Raw genomic sequence first — 16,498 nt, forward strand, 5'->3', positions numbered from 1 at the left:
AAGTGACCTGGGAGACACGAAACGCATAAGCAAAACGGCCGGAGGAAGGCGACCTGTCCTTCCACAGGACGGATTGCTTATGTAGCGAGAGTCTGGGCGATGCAACCGGATCTATATAACTGAACCACCTTACTTAAATCTAATAGTCTCAAAAATCATGATCTTGACAGAAAAAAGCTGTCCCTCACTGAGGAACAGCTTTAATATCAATCGTCTGCGAAAGGGTCTTCCGGAAACTTTTCAAAAAACAGATCTGCCTCACCTTCTTCATCTTCTGCTTGTTTAAGCTCAGATAAAGGCGGCAATTCATCAATGGATGTCAATCCAAAATAAATAAGGAATTCTTTTGTCGTGCCATAAAGGATAGGACGGCCGATCGCATCTTTTCTTCCCTTTTCTTCAATCAAGCTCCGGTTGACTAAAGTTTGGATGGCTCTATCACTTTTCACACCTCTTAAATCATCGACTTCGATTCTAGTAATCGGTTGCTGATAAGCTATGATCGCAAGCGTTTCAAGTGCAGCTTGAGAAAGCCTGGTCGAACCTGGTGAGTCGAGCAGTCTTTTGTAATAAGGTGCATGGTGCGGCTTTGTCGTCAAGTGTAAAGTGCCCTGTGAATCCATGATGGTAAGACCTCTTTGCGGTTTCTTATATTCTTCCATCATCTCATCCACTAGCTTATTAATTGTTTTCGCATCAAGTTCGAGGAGAATGGAAAGTTTTTTCCTGGTGATCCCTTCTTCTCCGGCTGCAAACAACAACCCTTCTATGATAGCTGTGTATTCTTCTATCTCCATGGTGCATCCTCCATCTTAAATACGATTAGTTCATCAAAGTGCTGTTGTTGAACACAGACGATATCATTACTTTTCATCAGCTCCAGAAGAGCCATGAAGGTAACTACTATGTGTGATCTCGTCCTTTTTTCAAATAATTGGTTGAAAGGGGTACCACCTGTTTGAACATCGATTTTCCCAAGAATTTCTTCCATTCTCATTTGGATTGGTATTTCATCCCGGCGGACTTTTGCTTCTTGGGGCTTTTCAGTTTTAGCTCGGTTCATCAGCTTGCCCATCGCCTGGATCATATCGTAAATCGACGCTTCTCCTGGACGGACTTCTGTTTTCACATCTTCCCAATCTTCCACATTCATAGGAGGCCGCGTATAAATCCTATTGGCATCGAGTTCCTTCCCTTTCAGTTCCTCTGCTGCCTGTTTATATTTACGGTATTCAATCAGACGTCTCATTAAATCTTCCCGCGGGTCCTCTTCAAACTCGCCATCATCCATATCTTCATCCATATTTTGATTAGGAAGTAACATTTGACTTTTTATCGCCAGTAGAGTGGCTGCCATGACGAGATATTCACTAGCAAGGTCCAGTTCCAATTCTTGCATGGTATGGATGTAATGCATGTATTGATCAGTGATTTGTGATACAGGTATGTTATAAATATCGATTTCATATCTGTTAATCAAATGTAAAAGAAGATCGAGCGGCCCTTCGAAGCCTTCCACCTTCACTTGGTAGCTTTTTTTCATATCATTCTTCCTTTACGATCTTTATTCTCTTTTCAATGGTATCAAAAAATAACCAGACCTGACAGAACAGGTTGAAATTATTCTCATTCCCCCCTGAAATTTGGTAATAATAACATAGGCTTGGGAATTTCAATAGGTGTATGATTTCGATTTTCAGTAGTTATAGGAAGAACTGATTCCGATACTCTAGTATAATGGAACTTTGATAACCCACCCTCTACTATATCTTAAACTTTGCTATTGATTATCATAAATCTGCTCTTCACCCACCGGCAGAATTCTGGAAGAACCGGTTCCGATACTTGTATTGCGTATAAGAAGCGTAAGAGTAACGCGAAATCACACTACAATTGCCCTGCCCAAGAGTATGAATAGCACCCCACGCTATTGATAGCACTTCCAGCTACCATAAGCTTCTTGTACATGAAGATGGTTTCGAACACTTTTCTACATACAGTGGTTGGGGAACTGGCGAGCTTCCTCGTGGTTTTCCACTAAGTGCTCTCGCTAACCTTTTTACCAAGTATGAGCGTCTTCCATCATTCCTCCCCCATGAGTATATAAGCTCTTTAGCAAGGTTTTCAACATGGGACTGAGGTGACAAAATACTAACACTAATTTTTATTATTTCTTAGAGTGGTTTCGAGTAACTTATATGAACAGGGGCGAACCTTTTCCCGAGCCCCTAAACTCATATAAAAAATCTCGAAACTGCCCCTTCTGTTTAGATGAAAATAAACAGAGTGAGAATCGGAGGTTTCACTTATGTATGCGAAAGCTTATATAGGATATTTAGCACACTTTCACGGAACAAGAGATTATTTTGAATGCCATGAAGTACTTGAAGAACACTGGAAAGCAGTCGATCCAAAAAACCGCTCTTCTGTCTGGGTACTCCTCATACAAATTGCTGTATCGATGTATCATGCAAGGAGGGGCAATTTAAAAGGAGCAAGAACACTGATGGGTCGCTGTCTTAGAAATATACCTGATCATACCGCTGAACTTGAAAAACTCGGATTGGATGCAAAACATCTCGAAAAACAGTTGAATACCGCCAATAGGCACTTTCTGCATAAGCGTCCTTATCGAAGTTGGAACATGCCCATTAAAGACCTCTACCTGCGAAAAGAAGTCCAGATTTTGTGCCAACATTGGAATGTCTCTTATGGTTCACCAAGTGATCTTTCCAATGACGATCTTGTCCACAAACATAAAAGAAGAGCATGAATCACCCAGCCCAGTATTGGATAGATTCTAAGACATAACAAAGGAGGTGTCACAGATGGACACCTCCTTTCGCTTTTATAATTGTGAAGAGGCACTTTCTTCATCACATTTCTCAATAAAGGACTCTGTTGCGACATCTGCACAAACATGACATTCATCTTTGAAATGGTCCCGGACACGGTGAATCATTTGTCTGCCTATCCCAGAGTTACGGTGGGAGGGATTGACCGAAACATGTTGAATGATGGCTTTCTCATCCTCCAACCGAACACCGACGGCCCCAAGGATATCTTCCTCTTTCCACAAAAACAGATTCCAATCAGGATTGGAATCATACTCCTTGATAATTTCCTGCAATGTTTTAACATCAGACACTTCAGGCATAAAAGAGAGCAATCCCATCGCAATCTTTTCGAATGATTTTTTATATCGAATTAACATAATAACCCCTCAATTTTGAAAATAACTTACTTACTGTTCCATGACCGAAAATAGATCAATACAGAATTTTTGTTACTTTCAACCATTGTCTACTTACATGACGATGCCGAACCAATAGTATAGACCCCAGCCCAAGCTGAACAACGTCAAGAACGTAAACAGCATCCAGTTTTTCTTCTTCATCTTACGTATCCCCCGGTATAAAGGTGACTTGTCCTGCTAAATAGAATATAGCAAAGTTCCGCATTATTCAACCCTCTTCCATATCCTTTTCAGTAACTGCCATACATGATAACCGTCAGACCCCTTCCCTTTGAACGAAAAGGGGATAAGGTTAACAATCGCAAGGTACAAATTAAAGAGGAGAAAAACTTTTACAAAGGGATTTTCCGCTTCAGAGAAAAACAAGGACAGGATCAATGCAAAAAGTCCATTTAGTAACGGACCGCCTATACTTATCCAGACTTTCTCAAAATTTGAAAATGCTGGGGAACGTTCGTTTATTGAATATGCTCCTTGAAAGAACCACACATGAATGGATAATTCCAGCTTCTTCCCACGGCAATGCAATAAAGAGGAACCACGGCCGATATGAATGTTACTTCGCTCTGAGCCGAAAAAGAGCCCTGGAAGAACATGTCCAAGTTCATGAACAAAAAGACTAATCGGAGCCATTAGAAAAATCAATACAATAATCGTTAAGATCATGAGTATTCTTCACAAAAAACTATTACTTGTCTTCTACTCGAACCTTCTGCATAACGTCTCCGACACGGACACGGTCGACAGTATCAACACCTTCTACCACTTTGCCGAACACGGTGTGGCGGCCATCCAAATGAGGCTGAGGTGAATGACAAACGAAAAACTGACTGCCTCCTGTATCTTTACCAGCATGTGCCATGGATAAGGATCCACGTTCGTGTTTGTGTGGGTTCCCTTCTGTCTCACATTTGATTGTGTAACCAGGTCCGCCAGTTCCTGTACCGTTCGGACATCCACCCTGGATGACGAAGTCAGGAATAACCCGGTGGAATGTAAGACCATCGTAGAACTCCTCATTCGCCAGCTTCTCAAAGTTTGCTACTGTGTTGGGAGTTGCTTCATCGTATAGTTCGACAACCATTTTCTCTCCATTTTCGAATTGAATCGTTGCTTGTTTCATTTCTCATACCCCTCTCATTTTTCATAAGACAAATCGAGTCGTGTCATTTCCTGATAACTCTCTCTTCTGACGACTAGCTGATGCTTGCCATTTTCAACGAACACGACAGCCGCCTTTTGAAAGCGGTTGTAATTGTTTGCCATAGCATAACCATACGCTCCTGTGCTGAAAACTGCAAGCTTATCGCCATGTTCAATTTTCGGAAGAGCCACATCCCATATTAGCATATCTCCCGATTCACAGCACTTCCCAGCAATAGAGTACTCTTTTTCTGCCGGTTCATCCATTTTTTCTGTTAAAGCGGCTTCGTATTTCGCCTGGTAAAGCGCAGGGCGAATGTTGTCTGTCATTCCCCCATCAACAGAAACATACGTCCTTACTTCCGGTACTTCTTTAATGGATCCGACAGTATAGATGGTCGTCCCTGCTTCTCCTACAATCGCGCGACCTGGTTCGACCCATATCTCCGGCATCGGATAATCGTACTGGGAAGATAGATCTTTGACTTCTTTGATCAATGCACGAGCATATTGATCCAGTTCTAGTGGAGCGTCCTCCTGTGTGTACTGGATGCCGAACCCGCCTCCGAGATTCAAGACAGATGCTTCGTATCCATAACGCTCGCGCCATTCTTTCAATGTTGTAAACAGCTTACGTGTCGCCATTTCAAAACCACTCGTTTCGAAAATTTGCGAACCTATATGGCAATGGAGACCAGCCATACGAATATTTTCATCATCTTGAACTTTCATGAATGCATCTTCTGCCTGGCCACTAGTCAAGTCAAAACCGAATTTCGAGTCTTCCTGCCCTGTCAGGATGTAATCATGGGTATGGGCTTCAATACCAGGAGTAACTCTGAGCAATACATCGATTGTTTTATTTTGTTCTCTTAAAATAGCTTGCAACAAATCTATTTCATAAAAGTTATCCACGACAATACAACCGATATTGTTTTTCACGGCCATTTCAAGTTCACGAATGCTCTTGTTATTTCCATGCATGTGAATTTTCTCCACTGGAAATCCTGCTTCAAGTGCCGTATGTAGCTCTCCTTCGGAAACAACGTCAAGGCTGAGACCTTCCTGGTGTGCAACTTGAAGGATGGCGACGGAGGAAAAGGCTTTACTTGCATAAGCCACTTGTGCCTTCACCCCGTTTTCTTCGAATGTCCGGACGAATGCTCTGGCTTTATTTCGGATTTTCTCTACATCATATACATATAAAGGTGTCCCGTATTGTTCGGCCAATTCCGACGCTGGAACTTGACCAATCATCAGTTGACCTTTTTCATTCACCTCATGATTCATTGTACCCCGCCTTTTTACAGAATATCGTCGTATGTGAAAAAGAAAATGCCCTTTGTAAGTCAAAGGACATGAAAGATTTATTTTAATTTATCACATTGCTAAAGAAGGGGCAATATGATTATTTCTGACGGTGATTGTTCTGAGGATGTACGACACTAGGTCGAACTTTTAATGACGGCATGCTCAAGCGGAAAATAATTTGCAGTGCAGCTTTTGCATTGAAAGGGAGAAATGGCCATAAATACGGTGTGTTCAACGAATTTGTTTTGGCTAGCAACAAAACATAACCAAGGAATCCAACCATCAAACCTTTGATACCGAAGATGGCGACAAGGATGACAAATACGATTCTTGCCATCTTATTCGCTACGGACAATTCATAACTCGGTGTCGAATAAGATCCGATCGCAGCTAGAGCCACATATAATATGACTTCCGGAACGAACATTCCTACATCAATGGCTATTTGCCCTATCAGGACGGCCGCGATTAAACCCATGGCGGTCGAGAGAGGTGTAGGTGTGTGTATGGCTGCAATTCTTAACATTTCCAACCCGAGATCAGCCAGCAGGATCTGGTAAATGATCGGAATGCTGCTTTCTTCATTTGGACCGATAAAAGCTAATGGTTCTGGTAAAAGGTCCGGTTGCATGACAAACAACATCCATAAAGGCAATAAAAAGACGGAAGAGAAAATACCGAAGAATCGTACCCATCTGACGAACGTGCCGACAGGAGGGGATTGACGGAATTCTTCCGCATGTTGCACATGGTGAAAATACGTTGTCGGCGTAATGATCATACTTGGCGATGTATCAACCATGATGAGGACATGCCCTTCGAATAAATGAGCAGCCGCTACATCTGGACGTTCTGTATAACGGACAAGTGGAAAGGGGTTCTTCCCTTGATTGACTAAATATTCCTCCAACGTTTTGTCAGCCATCGACAGCCCATCTGTGTCGATATTTTCTATTTCATTTTTAATTAAATCAATAAGACCCGGGTCTGCCACATCTTTTATATAGGAAATACAAACATCCGTTTTTGAACGATTACCAACTTGTAAAATTTCATGACGGAGCCTTTCATCTCGAATTCTTCTCCTCGTCAAGGCAGTATTTTCAATAATATTCTCTGTATAGCCATCACGAGAACCTCGAATTACTTTCTCTGTATCCGGTTCCTCTGGGGTCCTTCCAGGATAGGTGCGGACATCAACAATAAATGCTTCCGTTTCACCATCCACGAAAATGACCAGGAGACCTGACAACATTTGAGTGATACAGTTATCTAAATTCGAGGTCGTTTCCACCTGTTGGTGTGGAATTTCATCTTTGATCGTTTGAAAGGCAGATTTCACATCATTCTCGTTATCGTTCATTTCCATCAATTGTCTCATGACTTCTACGATCGTCGCTGTTTCTACAAGACCTGTCACATAATACAGGTTCACTTCATGATCGAGAAGATGTAAAGTGCGGAAACCGACATCGAACGATTGGTCTACGCCAACACGTTCGTTCATCATCTTACGGTTTTGTTCCAACTTCATGACAATCGGTGTTTCCTTTTTCTTTGTAGGCATAAACCTCCACTCCTTGGTCTGCGTTATCCTTTCGGTTTAAAAATGACTGCAACAATAAAACCGAACAAAATTGCTGATGCAATACCTGCGGATGTCAATTCAAAAATTCCGATGGCAATTCCTATGATTCCGTGCTCATTTGATTGTTCCATCGCACCGTGCAAAAGCGAATGGCCAAAGCTCGTGATAGGAACCGTCGCTCCTCCCCCGGCGAATTCAATCAAGTTATCATATAAATCAAAAGCATCCAGTACAGCTCCTGCTACCACAAAAGAGGACATGACATGTGCTGGTGTCAACTTGAATACGTCCAGAAGAATTTGACCGATGACACAAATCAACCCTCCAACAATAAAAGCCCAGAGAAAAGTCATGACCCACTTTCCCCTTTCGTCAGCACGACCGCATGGGCAATACCAGGAATCGATTCTTTCTGCTGTAACATCATCGGACTCATAAGCGCCCCTGTAGCTACGATCAAAACCTTTTGGTACTTACCCTTTATTAGATCCTGTACCAGTTTTCCATAAGTTACGACCGCTGAACATGCACAACCGCTACCGCCGGCGAACACAGGCTGGTCACTGTGGTAGACGAGAAGACCACAATCTCTGTGGACGTCACCGATGTCATACCCATCCTGTTTCATTAAGTCTCTAAGTATTGGTGTACCCACGGAAGAAAGGTCACCCGTTGCGATGACATCATAATCCCCCGGCACACGTCCCATATCTTCCAAATGGGTCTTAATCGTATCCCAGGCAGCTGGAGCCATCGCTGAACCCATATCGAACGGATCTTTAATACTATAGTCCATTACTTTACCGATCGTAGCGGCCTCCACCTGGATCTGTGATGGAGTCTTAGAAAGGAGAGCAGCACCGCTACCAGTGACAGTGAAAGTCGCTGTATCCGGTTTTTGACCTCCATATTCCGTCGGATAACGAAATTGTCTTTCTGCAGTACAGTTGTGGGAACTGACCGCTACGAGGGCCTGTTTCGAATACCCTGCCTCAATCAGTGCCGCCCCTGTTGCAAGTGTTTCCATACTCGTCGAACAAGCTCCGAACATACCTAACACCGGGATACCAAGTTGTCTTGCAACATAGTTGCCTGTCACGTTTTGATTCAATAAATCCCCTGCTAAAAATAAATCGATGTTCGATTGATCGACCCCTGCTTTTTGCAAACAAGAATGAACAGCATCTGTCATCAATCTCCGTTCAGCAAGCTCCCAATTATCTTCTCCGCAATGAAGTTCCTTATGAATGATGTCATAGGTTTCTCTGAGTGGACCTTCCCCTTCCATCGGCCCTACTGCTGTGCCGGTAGCCTGTAAATACACCGGGGTATTAAAAGTCCATGATTGTTTTCCTGTTTTAGCCATGTGCCTATCCTCCTAAAAAATGAACTTCCCGAGATAACGAATGATTCCGAGTATATATGCTGCTACAACGCCGAACACGATAACCGACCCTGCGAGTTTGAATAAATTGGTCGCTACACCTAACACGAGCCCTTCCGATTTATGTTCCAATGCAGCGGAAGTAATCGAGTTCGCGAACCCAGTTACAGGAACAGCCGATCCAGCCCCAGCAAATTGACCAAGTTTGTCATATACCCCAAACCCTGTCGCAAGAGCCGATAATAGAATCAATGTTGCCACCGTCGGATTGGTTGCGTTCTTTTCGCTGAAGTCAAACCAATGGATATACATTTGCGTCAACAATTCACCGAACACACATATCAATCCACCGACAATAAATGCCTTGATGCAATTCATTACATAAGGCGGTTTGGGTTGATACGATTTTCTCGCCTTATCAAAATTCTTTTCATTCATTGGTTGTTTCTCCACGATGTTTCCTCCTAAAAAAACTTGAATTACTTAACAAAGATGATCCATTGAAACAATGAACCGGCAATTTTGCCAAGAACTAGTGCCATCAATAATGTGAATAAAAAGCCATCTACACCAATGCGTTTGAACAAAAGGGGAAATACATTGAGCACCTCCGTCAATGCAGCCGCCAACATGCCAATGAAAATCCCATGAAATAATCCCCAGATGATCAGTCCGATTAAAGTTATTTTCACGGGTATATCACCAAACGATAAGTAAATGCCTGCAAAAACTCCTAAAATCACGGCCACTTCATAATGTCTCAGCTTCGACTCTGAATGACTGAGTTGCATAAGACGGGGGACGATGCCTAGCACAGTTAAAAAAGCTACGAACCCTGTACCGACAGCGATTCCTGCAGCCAGTCCTATCAGTGCTTCAACGATCCACATCCTGTTTTTCCACCTTGTTTTCTTTAATGGCTACATAATGATCAAGGTCTTCTTGATAATTGAATATCTCCACTTCCATCGGGCTCGGTTCTTCATTGAAACGTTTCTGGAACCAGTGATTAAAAAACAATATCATCCCAATACCAAGACCTATGGAGTATGGGACCTGGATCCACAATGGATGTTCGACTTCTTCACCTGTCAGCATGAAGTGTAATTTCTGCTGAACTTCCTGCATGCTGACATCATAGTGGAAGTTCATAATCGCCATCGCCGCCCCAATGAAAAGCAAAACCCAAATGCCACTGATCAATAAAGGCGAGGGTTGTTTTTGATGCTTTTCTACGTGGACGACACATTGATTCGGCCCAATTAATTCAATTTCTATTTCAGGAAATTTCTCAAGGATTTGTTCAATCATCATAAAAGAATCAATGACAACAATATTCTTATCCTTTTCAGATACCTGGTGCAACACCATCTGTTCTATTACGGGGATGTACCTTTTTTGCCCCGTAACACGCGCTACGTCCTTCAGACGAATTTCCGCTGACGGTGGAACATAGATCGACTGTTTAGTTCGGATATAAACAGGAGTCGCCAATACATTCGCCTCCCCTGCATGATTTTTCTTACACTTATTATGTGTGAGATAGAAGAAAACATACGAAGACTGTGAAACCGTTAAATAAACCTGAATTCCTTTTGCTCACCGATTTCCATACTAAAATGGAACAATACTACACAGGAGCGGATAAACTGCAGTACTCGATTTTCCTAACTCTTTATCCAATGAAAGTGCCAGGAATGACAAAATCATTCCTGACCCTTTCAGTTGCCCTTCATGTCTACAGTCCTGAGTTGCATTTGATTGTGCATTAGGTCACTAGAGGCATGATGTTGATTCGAGAACGAAAAAGAGCCTGTCCCAATTATTAGGGACAGACTCCTCTATTTAATACACATTTCCTTGTTCACTATTCACTGCTCGTTTACTGTTCATGGATTGATAACTGGTATTATATTTTCTGTTCCACTGACGGATGGACAGAGGTACAAGGATAGCAGTTAATATTACAACACCCAAAACAGCTAAGGAGAAATATTCAGAAACTACACCGTCTGTATATGCAACCCCGATTGGGGAGAAAACGATATAGACAATAGTAATGGATGCAAACAGTACAATGGACGTTGCCACACTATACTTCCACGGTGTGGTATCCACACTTGGGTTGGAAGGAAACTCAAATGGTGTCGTCCGCTGTTTAACAACCCCAATTGCTAGCATAAGAAGAAGTTCGATGGCGAACAATATGCCATAAATATGAATAAAGTGAATGTTTATTGGTAATCCGAATAGTTGCTCAAAACCCCAGACCATCATGTAATAAGCAAAAATGTGGAAAATAATCGCCACTTTGGGAGCGAGAGATGGAATTTTTCTTGAAAGCACAGCTATTAAGACTACCGCAATAATCGGGATATTAAAGAACCCTGTGAACTTACGAATGAGGTCCCAAAGTCCGTTCGGTGCATTCATCAGTAAAGGAGAAATGAAAAAGGTCACAATGGCGACCACACTTCCAAATATTTTACTGACTTTAATAAGCTTTTCATCACTCGCATCTTTATCAAACCCTGCTTGATAGATGTCGAGAGCAAACATGGTAGCTGCACTGTTTAAAAGCGAGTTATAAGAACTTAATACTGCTCCTAACAGGACGGCCAAAAAGAACCCTGATAAATAAGTCGGCAACACATTGGTAACTAGTGTAGGGTAAGCTAAATCCACAGAACGTAAATCATTTCCATATAAATGAAACGCAATAACCCCAGGGATCATCATGTAAAAAGGAACAAGTAATTTATAAAAGCCTGAAAACAGTACCCCTTTTTGCCCTTCTTTCAAGCTATTAGCTCCTAAAGTACGTTGAATGACATATTGGTTTGTTGCCCAATAGAACATATTGGCGAATATTAGACCCGTGAAAATCGACCCGAATGGTACGGAGTCATCAGGCCCTCCAATTGCATTTAGCTTCTCAGCGTTATTTGTGGTCAGTGTTTTCATCCCTTCGAAAAATTGTCCATCCCCAAGAGCAAAGAATCCAAAAATCGGTACAACTGCACCGATGATCAGTAAGCCAATTCCATTTAAGGTGTCAGATACAGCTACTGCTTTTAAACCACCGAAAATCGCATACAATGCCCCTATGATCCCGATAATCCAAATCACCAGCCAGACAGATTGCGTATAAGTAATACCAAACAATGCTGGTACATCAAATAGTTTCAATACCGCTAGTGCACCGGAATATAACATAGATGGAATGGTAACCAGTACATAACCTAACATAAACAATACAACCGTATAACGTCTTACTCCCTCATCGAACCTTTTACTTAAAAATTCGGGGAGTGTGGTAATTGAAAAATTAATGTATTTAGGTAAAAGAAATAACCCCATAAGAACGATCGCGATACCCGCTGTTACTTCCCAGGCCATATTAGATAAATTCGTCCGGAACGCCTGTCCATTTAGACCCACCAACTGTTCCGCGGACAAGTTTGTCAGAAGTAAAGAACCTGCGATAAATCCACCTGTTAATCCTCTTCCTGCCAAGAAGTACCCAGTGGAACTATCTGTATTCCCTTTTGTTTTTTTGTAAGATATAAATGCCACTAATGCCATGAAGAACACACACGACAATAGCGTGAACCAAATATTCTGTTCCATAATCTGCCACCTTTCTAAGTTGTTATTTTTGTACAGGTGATGATAACCACTTAGAAATTCTGTTAAACATATTTTGTCAAAATCTTTATTAGGTCCCTAACGTTAATAAACAGGTTTTAAAAAAATAGGCACGTGATAGAAAACATAAAGAAGCAATATCTTAGAAATGACTAGAAGGGCAGTATGAAGGCAAATCGGAGAGAGTTCGGAGAAAAAATCAAAAAACCATTAAGAAGAAGAATTTCATGGATGTAAAACAACCTAAGAGAACCTATTACTTCTTTCAATCCTTTTACTTTTCTTTCCTAAAAGAAAAAGCCGTACCTGGATAGGTACAGCTTTAACTCGTATCATTCATCGTTTCTTTCATATCAGCCAGGATCTTTTTCTCAAGCCTGGACACTTGCACTTGGGAAATCCCCAGCCGTTCCGCTACTTCGGTTTGGGTTTGGTCTTTATAATAACGCAAGTAAATGATCAAACGCTCCCGTTTATCAAGTTTACTCATAACATCCTGCAATGTCAGATGCTCGAACCAATTATTTTCTTCTTCTGCAATTTGATCGACCAATGTGATGGGATCGCCTTCATTTTCGTAAACCGTTTCGTATATGGATTGAGGGGTTCGTCCAACTTCCTCCGCCTGGACGACTTCTTCCTTTGTAAGCCCTAGAGCATCTGCAAGCTCCGTCACAGTCGGTGATCGACCATGCTCTTTAAGAAGCTCTTCTTTTTTCGCTCTCACTTTATGATTCAATTCTTTTAAACTACGGCTCACCTTTACACTGCCATCATCGCGGATGAATCTCTGGATTTCACCGATGATCATCGGTACGGCGTAAGTAGAAAAACGCACGTCATAACTCAAATCGAATTTATCGATCGATTTCAAGAGTCCGATACACCCGATTTGATACAGATCGTCCTGGTCATAACCACGCCTGAGATAACGCTGGACGACCGACCAAACAAGACGAGTATTCTTTTCAACCAGATAGTCTCTCGCCTTTTGATCGCCCGCCTGACTTTTCTTGATCAAGTCTTTGACATCTTTGTCGGACAGACGTTCTTTTGTCGTATCGCTCATAGGCGTACCCTCAATTACACAGAGCACGGGTTGACGTGAGTTGCTTCGTCATACGGATCGTCGTACCGACCCCGGGCTCTGATGTAATATCTACTCGATCCATGAAATTCTCCATAATCGTAAAGCCCATTCCGGACCGTTCCCATTCCGGTTTGGATGTGTACAATGGCTCTTTGGCTATATCAATATTTTCAATGCCCTGGCCACGATCCTGAATAATAATTTCAATTTCACCATCATCGATGGCACACGTAAGGAGTACCTTTTCATCCTTTTGTTCTTCATATCCATGGATAATCGCATTCGTCACCGCTTCGGAGACAACCGTCTTGATGTCTGTCAATTCTTCCATCGTCGGATTCAACTGACTGACGAATGCTGCTACCGACACACGAGCGAGTGATTCATTTTCACTAATGCTCGTGAATTCTAAGGTCATTTCATTTCGCATGATGCCACCCCCAACATCTCCAGCGCGGATGCCTCGTCATCCACAAGCTTCATGATTTTGAACATTCCGGACATGTCGAACAAACGGCGTACTTCAGGTGAAATCGAACAAAGGACCATTTCATTTCCCTTCGCCTGGACTTCTTTATAACGACCGAGCATCACACCAAGGCCTGAACTATCCATGAAGGACAATTTTTGTAAATTGACGATCACATGTTCCACACCGTTGTTATTCAGCTCTTTCTGCCATGATTCCCGAAGATTCGTAGCTTCATGGTGGTCTAATTCTCCCTCTAACCTTACGACCAATACATTTTCTCTGACAGCAAATTTGACTTGAAGACTCAAGTGAATTACCTCCTCTGACTTAAAAGAGTCACTATGTCTTTTCGTACTTTTTGCTGTCATTTCCTGCTTATAAACAATACTAGTGAGAAAATGCTAAAACCTCTGAAAGCTCGTCAAATTCTTCCATGAGCGTTGCCATAATGCAGGGAATCCAGCCCTATCCACTTCATTATTCGTTTCGAGCCGGACCTTTGCTACTTCCTCTTCTCCATTCTTCACGATTACCCATCCCATGTGTGTACCTTTTTCCAGTGGAAGATCTGATTTCTTGGACACTTTGATTTCTGTCGTGTAATCACTCTTCTTATCGTTTTTCTTCTTCAGAACTACCACATCTTTTTCAGGTGATAAATCTAAATGGAGCGGATTGCCTCGTGTCATTTTCATCGATTTCATTGTGTCATCTTTCGAGTACAATTTCACACCTTCATATTGACCGAAACCATAGTCGAGCAGACTCGTAACATCTGCATTCCTCTTTTTAGGATTTTCCGCCCCCATGACAACGGCGATCATATGCATATCGTTACGCTGAGCGGATGCAGTAAGGCAATATTTCGCTTCTGATGTATATCCTGTTTTAAGACCGTCCATCCCAGGATAAGATTTAATCAATTTATTTGTATTGACGAGCCAAAATTCATTCTCCTGTCCCTTACGGAGGTAGTCATCATAAATTTTGGTATACTTCGTCACTTCATCATGCAACAACAACTCACGCGCCATTACAGCCATATCATGCGCCGTACTATAGTGACCTTCTGCAGGCAAACCTGTCGGATTCTTAAATTGGGTATTCTTTAATCCGAGGTCTTTGGCTTTCTTATTCATTTGCGCGACAAAATCCTTTTCACTGCCAGCAATACGCTCGGCCATTGCTACACTTGCATCATTCCCCGAAGCGACAGCGATACCTTTCAATAAATCTTCCACTGTCATTTCTTCCCCTGCTTCTAAGAAAATCTGCGATCCACCCATAGAAGCTGCATGCTCGCTGATCCGGACAGTCTCATCAAGCTTGATCCCTCCCTTTTCAAGCTCCTCCATAATTAAGAGAAGGGTCATCACTTTTGTCATACTAGCTGGTGGCAATTTTTTATTGGAATCCTTATCATAAAGAGTCATCCCACTGTTCTTTTCCATCAAAATCGCCGACTTGGCAGAATTGACTATCTCAGAATTCTCTCTCTCCTCAGCCATTGTCATACTCATCGGAAAAAGAGAAAACACTAAACAAAAAGTGAGACACAAACCCATCAACTTTTTCATTTACCTAAACCTCCCATTGCTGTAAGTGTCCCTATCATTCCCCTACAAAGACCTTCTATACATAAATATGGTGTGGAGAGGGGCCGAAAGAACTGACACGCATAAGCAGAATATCGCAGGGAAGGATTCTTGCCTTGTTGATGGACTTTTGTTGAAAGTGTTATCTTCTTGAAATGGCTCACTAAAAGGATGCTTACAAAAAAATCGCAGACTACTTATAAAGAGCGCATATAACAAGAAAAAAACACTGCCTCGAGGAGGAAGTGCTTCATGTGCTTCATATGTAACGTTTATTTTCTTCTCTTTTAAGCCAATGACGAATGCCCTTACCCGCGTGAGGCTCATCATTAAAACGAGGAATGATATGCATGTGAGCATGAAAAATGTGCTGTCCTCCTGTTTCGTAACAATTATATCCGATATTGTATCCATCCGGGGCCATCGTTTCCTCTAACCAGCTTTTCACTTGATGGATTAAATCTTGTGTGTCTTTCCACTCTTTTTCGGATAAATCGAAAACTGTTACTTTGTGAGATTTCGGGACGATTAATCCTGACCCCTTCAAAATTCGCTGTTCCTTCTTCACAAAATAGCAGGAATCATTTTCAAATACGATCTCTTGCTCCTCGTCCAACTCTGGAGAACATAAAATGCATGTTTCCACCTTCATACCTCCTTATGTAATGGGAAATACCGTTTCAATACAAATAAATGCCATCATCGTTGATACTACAATTGTTATAGAACCTTGAATGGTATGATTACTTTTCAAAAAATCAACGCTTTGGGCGAAGAACATGACGGAAAGTACCGGGGCAAGCAATTCAAAAGAAATATCAAAAGGAAATATCCACGATGATATGAGCCAAAGAAGACAGAGAGTTCCCAAATGTGATACGTAGAATTCGTAACATCCTCACCCCACCCCACAAAATATTTCATTTACCATCTTATCATGAAGCGTATGCATAGAGACGGCTGAAATTTCAAAAAATCGCATTTTATATCCATAGAACGAGTAGCTCTTCT

Annotated in this window: 20 protein-coding genes; 2 read left to right on the forward strand and 18 right to left on the reverse strand. The window is 41.9% G+C overall.

Features of this window, described 5'->3' with window-relative positions; translation table 11 throughout:
* Positions 1-206: 206 nt before the first annotated feature.
* Together scpB and BMZ58_RS11865 are read right to left on the reverse strand one after the other, a co-directional pair.
* On the reverse strand, positions 207-797 hold the full coding sequence (gene scpB / locus BMZ58_RS11860) for an SMC-Scp complex subunit ScpB (RefSeq protein WP_075036770.1): 591 nt from the start codon (positions 795-797) through the stop codon (positions 207-209).
* Positions 788-1,543: a segregation/condensation protein A gene (locus BMZ58_RS11865; RefSeq protein WP_075036771.1), complete on the reverse strand. Its 756-nt coding sequence runs from the start codon at positions 1,541-1,543 to the stop codon at positions 788-790. Before BMZ58_RS11865 ends, scpB begins: the two co-directional genes overlap by 10 nt.
* A 765-nt stretch (positions 1,544-2,308) precedes the next feature.
* Here BMZ58_RS11865 and BMZ58_RS11870 point away from each other — a divergent pair.
* Positions 2,309-2,773 (forward strand): DUF309 domain-containing protein, encoded by a 465-nt coding sequence (locus BMZ58_RS11870; RefSeq protein WP_075036772.1) that lies wholly within the window; start codon positions 2,309-2,311, stop codon positions 2,771-2,773.
* Between the two features lie 75 nt (positions 2,774-2,848).
* Here the strand turns inward: BMZ58_RS11870 and BMZ58_RS11875 are convergent, their stop codons facing one another.
* The 10 genes from BMZ58_RS11875 to BMZ58_RS11920 form a co-directional block, all read right to left on the reverse strand.
* The gene (locus BMZ58_RS11875) at positions 2,849-3,214 is read right to left on the reverse strand and encodes a GNAT family N-acetyltransferase (protein ID WP_075036773.1); all 366 of its coding nucleotides are present in this window, start codon (positions 3,212-3,214) and stop codon (positions 2,849-2,851) included.
* Between the two features lie 246 nt (positions 3,215-3,460).
* Positions 3,461-3,922, reverse strand: coding sequence for a site-2 protease family protein (locus BMZ58_RS11880; RefSeq protein WP_075036774.1), 462 nt, complete (start codon positions 3,920-3,922; stop codon positions 3,461-3,463).
* A gap of 22 nt (positions 3,923-3,944) precedes the next feature.
* Positions 3,945-4,379 (reverse strand): peptidylprolyl isomerase, encoded by a 435-nt coding sequence (locus tag BMZ58_RS11885; RefSeq protein ID WP_075036775.1) that lies wholly within the window; start codon positions 4,377-4,379, stop codon positions 3,945-3,947.
* Positions 4,380-4,393: 14 nt separating this feature from the next.
* Positions 4,394-5,689 carry a diaminopimelate decarboxylase gene (gene lysA / locus BMZ58_RS11890; RefSeq protein WP_075036776.1) on the reverse strand — a complete coding sequence of 432 codons (1,296 nt, stop codon included), beginning with the start codon at positions 5,687-5,689 and terminating at the stop codon, positions 4,394-4,396.
* 118 nt (positions 5,690-5,807) lie between these two features.
* Complete coding sequence (locus BMZ58_RS11895) at positions 5,808-7,277, reverse strand: spore germination protein (protein WP_075036777.1); 1,470 nt, start codon at positions 7,275-7,277, stop codon at positions 5,808-5,810.
* A gap of 23 nt (positions 7,278-7,300) precedes the next feature.
* Positions 7,301-7,651 carry a stage V sporulation protein AE gene (gene spoVAE / locus BMZ58_RS11900; RefSeq protein WP_075036778.1) on the reverse strand — a complete coding sequence of 117 codons (351 nt, stop codon included), beginning with the start codon at positions 7,649-7,651 and terminating at the stop codon, positions 7,301-7,303.
* The gene (gene spoVAD / locus BMZ58_RS11905) at positions 7,648-8,664 is read right to left on the reverse strand and encodes a stage V sporulation protein AD (RefSeq protein ID WP_075036779.1); all 1,017 of its coding nucleotides are present in this window, start codon (positions 8,662-8,664) and stop codon (positions 7,648-7,650) included. Before spoVAD ends, spoVAE begins: the two co-directional genes overlap by 4 nt.
* 12 nt (positions 8,665-8,676) lie before the next feature.
* On the reverse strand, positions 8,677-9,120 hold the full coding sequence (gene spoVAC / locus BMZ58_RS11910) for a stage V sporulation protein AC (protein ID WP_075036930.1): 444 nt from the start codon (positions 9,118-9,120) through the stop codon (positions 8,677-8,679).
* Between the two features lie 41 nt (positions 9,121-9,161).
* Positions 9,162-9,572 (reverse strand): stage V sporulation protein AB, encoded by a 411-nt coding sequence (locus BMZ58_RS11915; RefSeq protein ID WP_075036780.1) that lies wholly within the window; start codon positions 9,570-9,572, stop codon positions 9,162-9,164.
* Positions 9,559-10,176: a stage V sporulation protein AA gene (locus BMZ58_RS11920; protein ID WP_075036781.1), complete on the reverse strand. Its 618-nt coding sequence runs from the start codon at positions 10,174-10,176 to the stop codon at positions 9,559-9,561. The genes BMZ58_RS11915 and BMZ58_RS11920 overlap by 14 nt, the downstream gene beginning before the upstream one ends.
* Before the next feature lie 71 nt (positions 10,177-10,247).
* On the opposite strand from BMZ58_RS11920, the gene BMZ58_RS21140 reads away from it, so the two are divergent.
* On the forward strand, positions 10,248-10,454 hold the full coding sequence (locus tag BMZ58_RS21140) for a hypothetical protein (protein WP_167360070.1): 207 nt from the start codon (positions 10,248-10,250) through the stop codon (positions 10,452-10,454).
* 73 nt (positions 10,455-10,527) lie between these two features.
* On the opposite strand, the gene BMZ58_RS11925 is transcribed toward BMZ58_RS21140, so the two are convergent.
* The 6 genes from BMZ58_RS11925 to BMZ58_RS11950 all read right to left on the reverse strand — a co-directional run bounded on the left by BMZ58_RS11925 (position 10,528) and on the right by BMZ58_RS11950 (position 16,139).
* Positions 10,528-12,312: a solute:sodium symporter family transporter gene (locus BMZ58_RS11925; RefSeq protein WP_075036782.1), complete on the reverse strand. Its 1,785-nt coding sequence runs from the start codon at positions 12,310-12,312 to the stop codon at positions 10,528-10,530.
* A 340-nt stretch (positions 12,313-12,652) separates the two neighbouring features.
* Entirely contained in the window at positions 12,653-13,399 is a 747-nt protein-coding gene (gene sigF / locus BMZ58_RS11930; RefSeq protein WP_075036783.1) for an RNA polymerase sporulation sigma factor SigF, read from the reverse strand.
* A 10-nt stretch (positions 13,400-13,409) separates the two neighbouring features.
* Positions 13,410-13,850, reverse strand: coding sequence for an anti-sigma F factor (spoIIAB, locus tag BMZ58_RS11935; RefSeq protein ID WP_075036784.1), 441 nt, complete (start codon positions 13,848-13,850; stop codon positions 13,410-13,412).
* On the reverse strand, positions 13,835-14,200 hold the full coding sequence (gene spoIIAA, locus BMZ58_RS11940) for an anti-sigma F factor antagonist (protein ID WP_075036785.1): 366 nt from the start codon (positions 14,198-14,200) through the stop codon (positions 13,835-13,837). Before spoIIAA ends, spoIIAB begins: the two co-directional genes overlap by 16 nt.
* A 93-nt stretch (positions 14,201-14,293) precedes the next feature.
* Positions 14,294-15,469 carry a D-alanyl-D-alanine carboxypeptidase family protein gene (locus BMZ58_RS11945; protein WP_075036786.1) on the reverse strand — a complete coding sequence of 392 codons (1,176 nt, stop codon included), beginning with the start codon at positions 15,467-15,469 and terminating at the stop codon, positions 14,294-14,296.
* Positions 15,470-15,746: 277 nt separating this feature from the next.
* The gene (locus BMZ58_RS11950) at positions 15,747-16,139 is read right to left on the reverse strand and encodes an HIT family protein (RefSeq protein ID WP_075036787.1); all 393 of its coding nucleotides are present in this window, start codon (positions 16,137-16,139) and stop codon (positions 15,747-15,749) included.
* Between the last annotated feature and the right edge of the window lie 359 nt (positions 16,140-16,498).

Origin of the sequence: Halobacillus dabanensis (assembly GCF_900114165.1) — a bacterium.
GTDB classification, from domain to species: domain Bacteria; phylum Bacillota; class Bacilli; order Bacillales; family Halobacillaceae; genus Halobacillus; species Halobacillus dabanensis.

What these genes read in the sequence shown, in the direction of transcription:
- scpB (WP_075036770.1), bottom strand. Translation starts at nt 797, where the DNA reads ATGGAGATAGAAGAATACACAGCTATCATAGAAGGGTTGTTGTTTGCA.
- BMZ58_RS11865 (WP_075036771.1), bottom strand. Translation starts at nt 1,543, where the DNA reads ATGAAAAAAAGCTACCAAGTGAAGGTGGAAGGCTTCGAAGGGCCGCTC.
- BMZ58_RS11870 (WP_075036772.1), top strand. Translation starts at nt 2,309, where the DNA reads ATGTATGCGAAAGCTTATATAGGATATTTAGCACACTTTCACGGAACA.
- BMZ58_RS11875 (WP_075036773.1), bottom strand. Translation starts at nt 3,214, where the DNA reads ATGTTAATTCGATATAAAAAATCATTCGAAAAGATTGCGATGGGATTG.
- BMZ58_RS11880 (WP_075036774.1), bottom strand. Translation starts at nt 3,922, where the DNA reads ATGATCTTAACGATTATTGTATTGATTTTTCTAATGGCTCCGATTAGT.
- BMZ58_RS11885 (WP_075036775.1), bottom strand. Translation starts at nt 4,379, where the DNA reads ATGAAACAAGCAACGATTCAATTCGAAAATGGAGAGAAAATGGTTGTC.
- lysA (WP_075036776.1), bottom strand. Translation starts at nt 5,689, where the DNA reads ATGAATCATGAGGTGAATGAAAAAGGTCAACTGATGATTGGTCAAGTT.
- BMZ58_RS11895 (WP_075036777.1), bottom strand. Translation starts at nt 7,277, where the DNA reads ATGCCTACAAAGAAAAAGGAAACACCGATTGTCATGAAGTTGGAACAA.
- spoVAE (WP_075036778.1), bottom strand. Translation starts at nt 7,651, where the DNA reads ATGACTTTTCTCTGGGCTTTTATTGTTGGAGGGTTGATTTGTGTCATC.
- spoVAD (WP_075036779.1), bottom strand. Translation starts at nt 8,664, where the DNA reads ATGGCTAAAACAGGAAAACAATCATGGACTTTTAATACCCCGGTGTAT.
- spoVAC (WP_075036930.1), bottom strand. Translation starts at nt 9,120, where the DNA reads ATGAATGAAAAGAATTTTGATAAGGCGAGAAAATCGTATCAACCCAAA.
- BMZ58_RS11915 (WP_075036780.1), bottom strand. Translation starts at nt 9,572, where the DNA reads ATGTGGATCGTTGAAGCACTGATAGGACTGGCTGCAGGAATCGCTGTC.
- BMZ58_RS11925 (WP_075036782.1), bottom strand. Translation starts at nt 12,312, where the DNA reads ATGGAACAGAATATTTGGTTCACGCTATTGTCGTGTGTGTTCTTCATG.
- sigF (WP_075036783.1), bottom strand. Translation starts at nt 13,399, where the DNA reads ATGAGCGATACGACAAAAGAACGTCTGTCCGACAAAGATGTCAAAGAC.
- spoIIAB (WP_075036784.1), bottom strand. Translation starts at nt 13,850, where the DNA reads ATGCGAAATGAAATGACCTTAGAATTCACGAGCATTAGTGAAAATGAA.
- BMZ58_RS11945 (WP_075036786.1), bottom strand. Translation starts at nt 15,469, where the DNA reads ATGAAAAAGTTGATGGGTTTGTGTCTCACTTTTTGTTTAGTGTTTTCT.
- BMZ58_RS11950 (WP_075036787.1), bottom strand. Translation starts at nt 16,139, where the DNA reads ATGAAGGTGGAAACATGCATTTTATGTTCTCCAGAGTTGGACGAGGAG.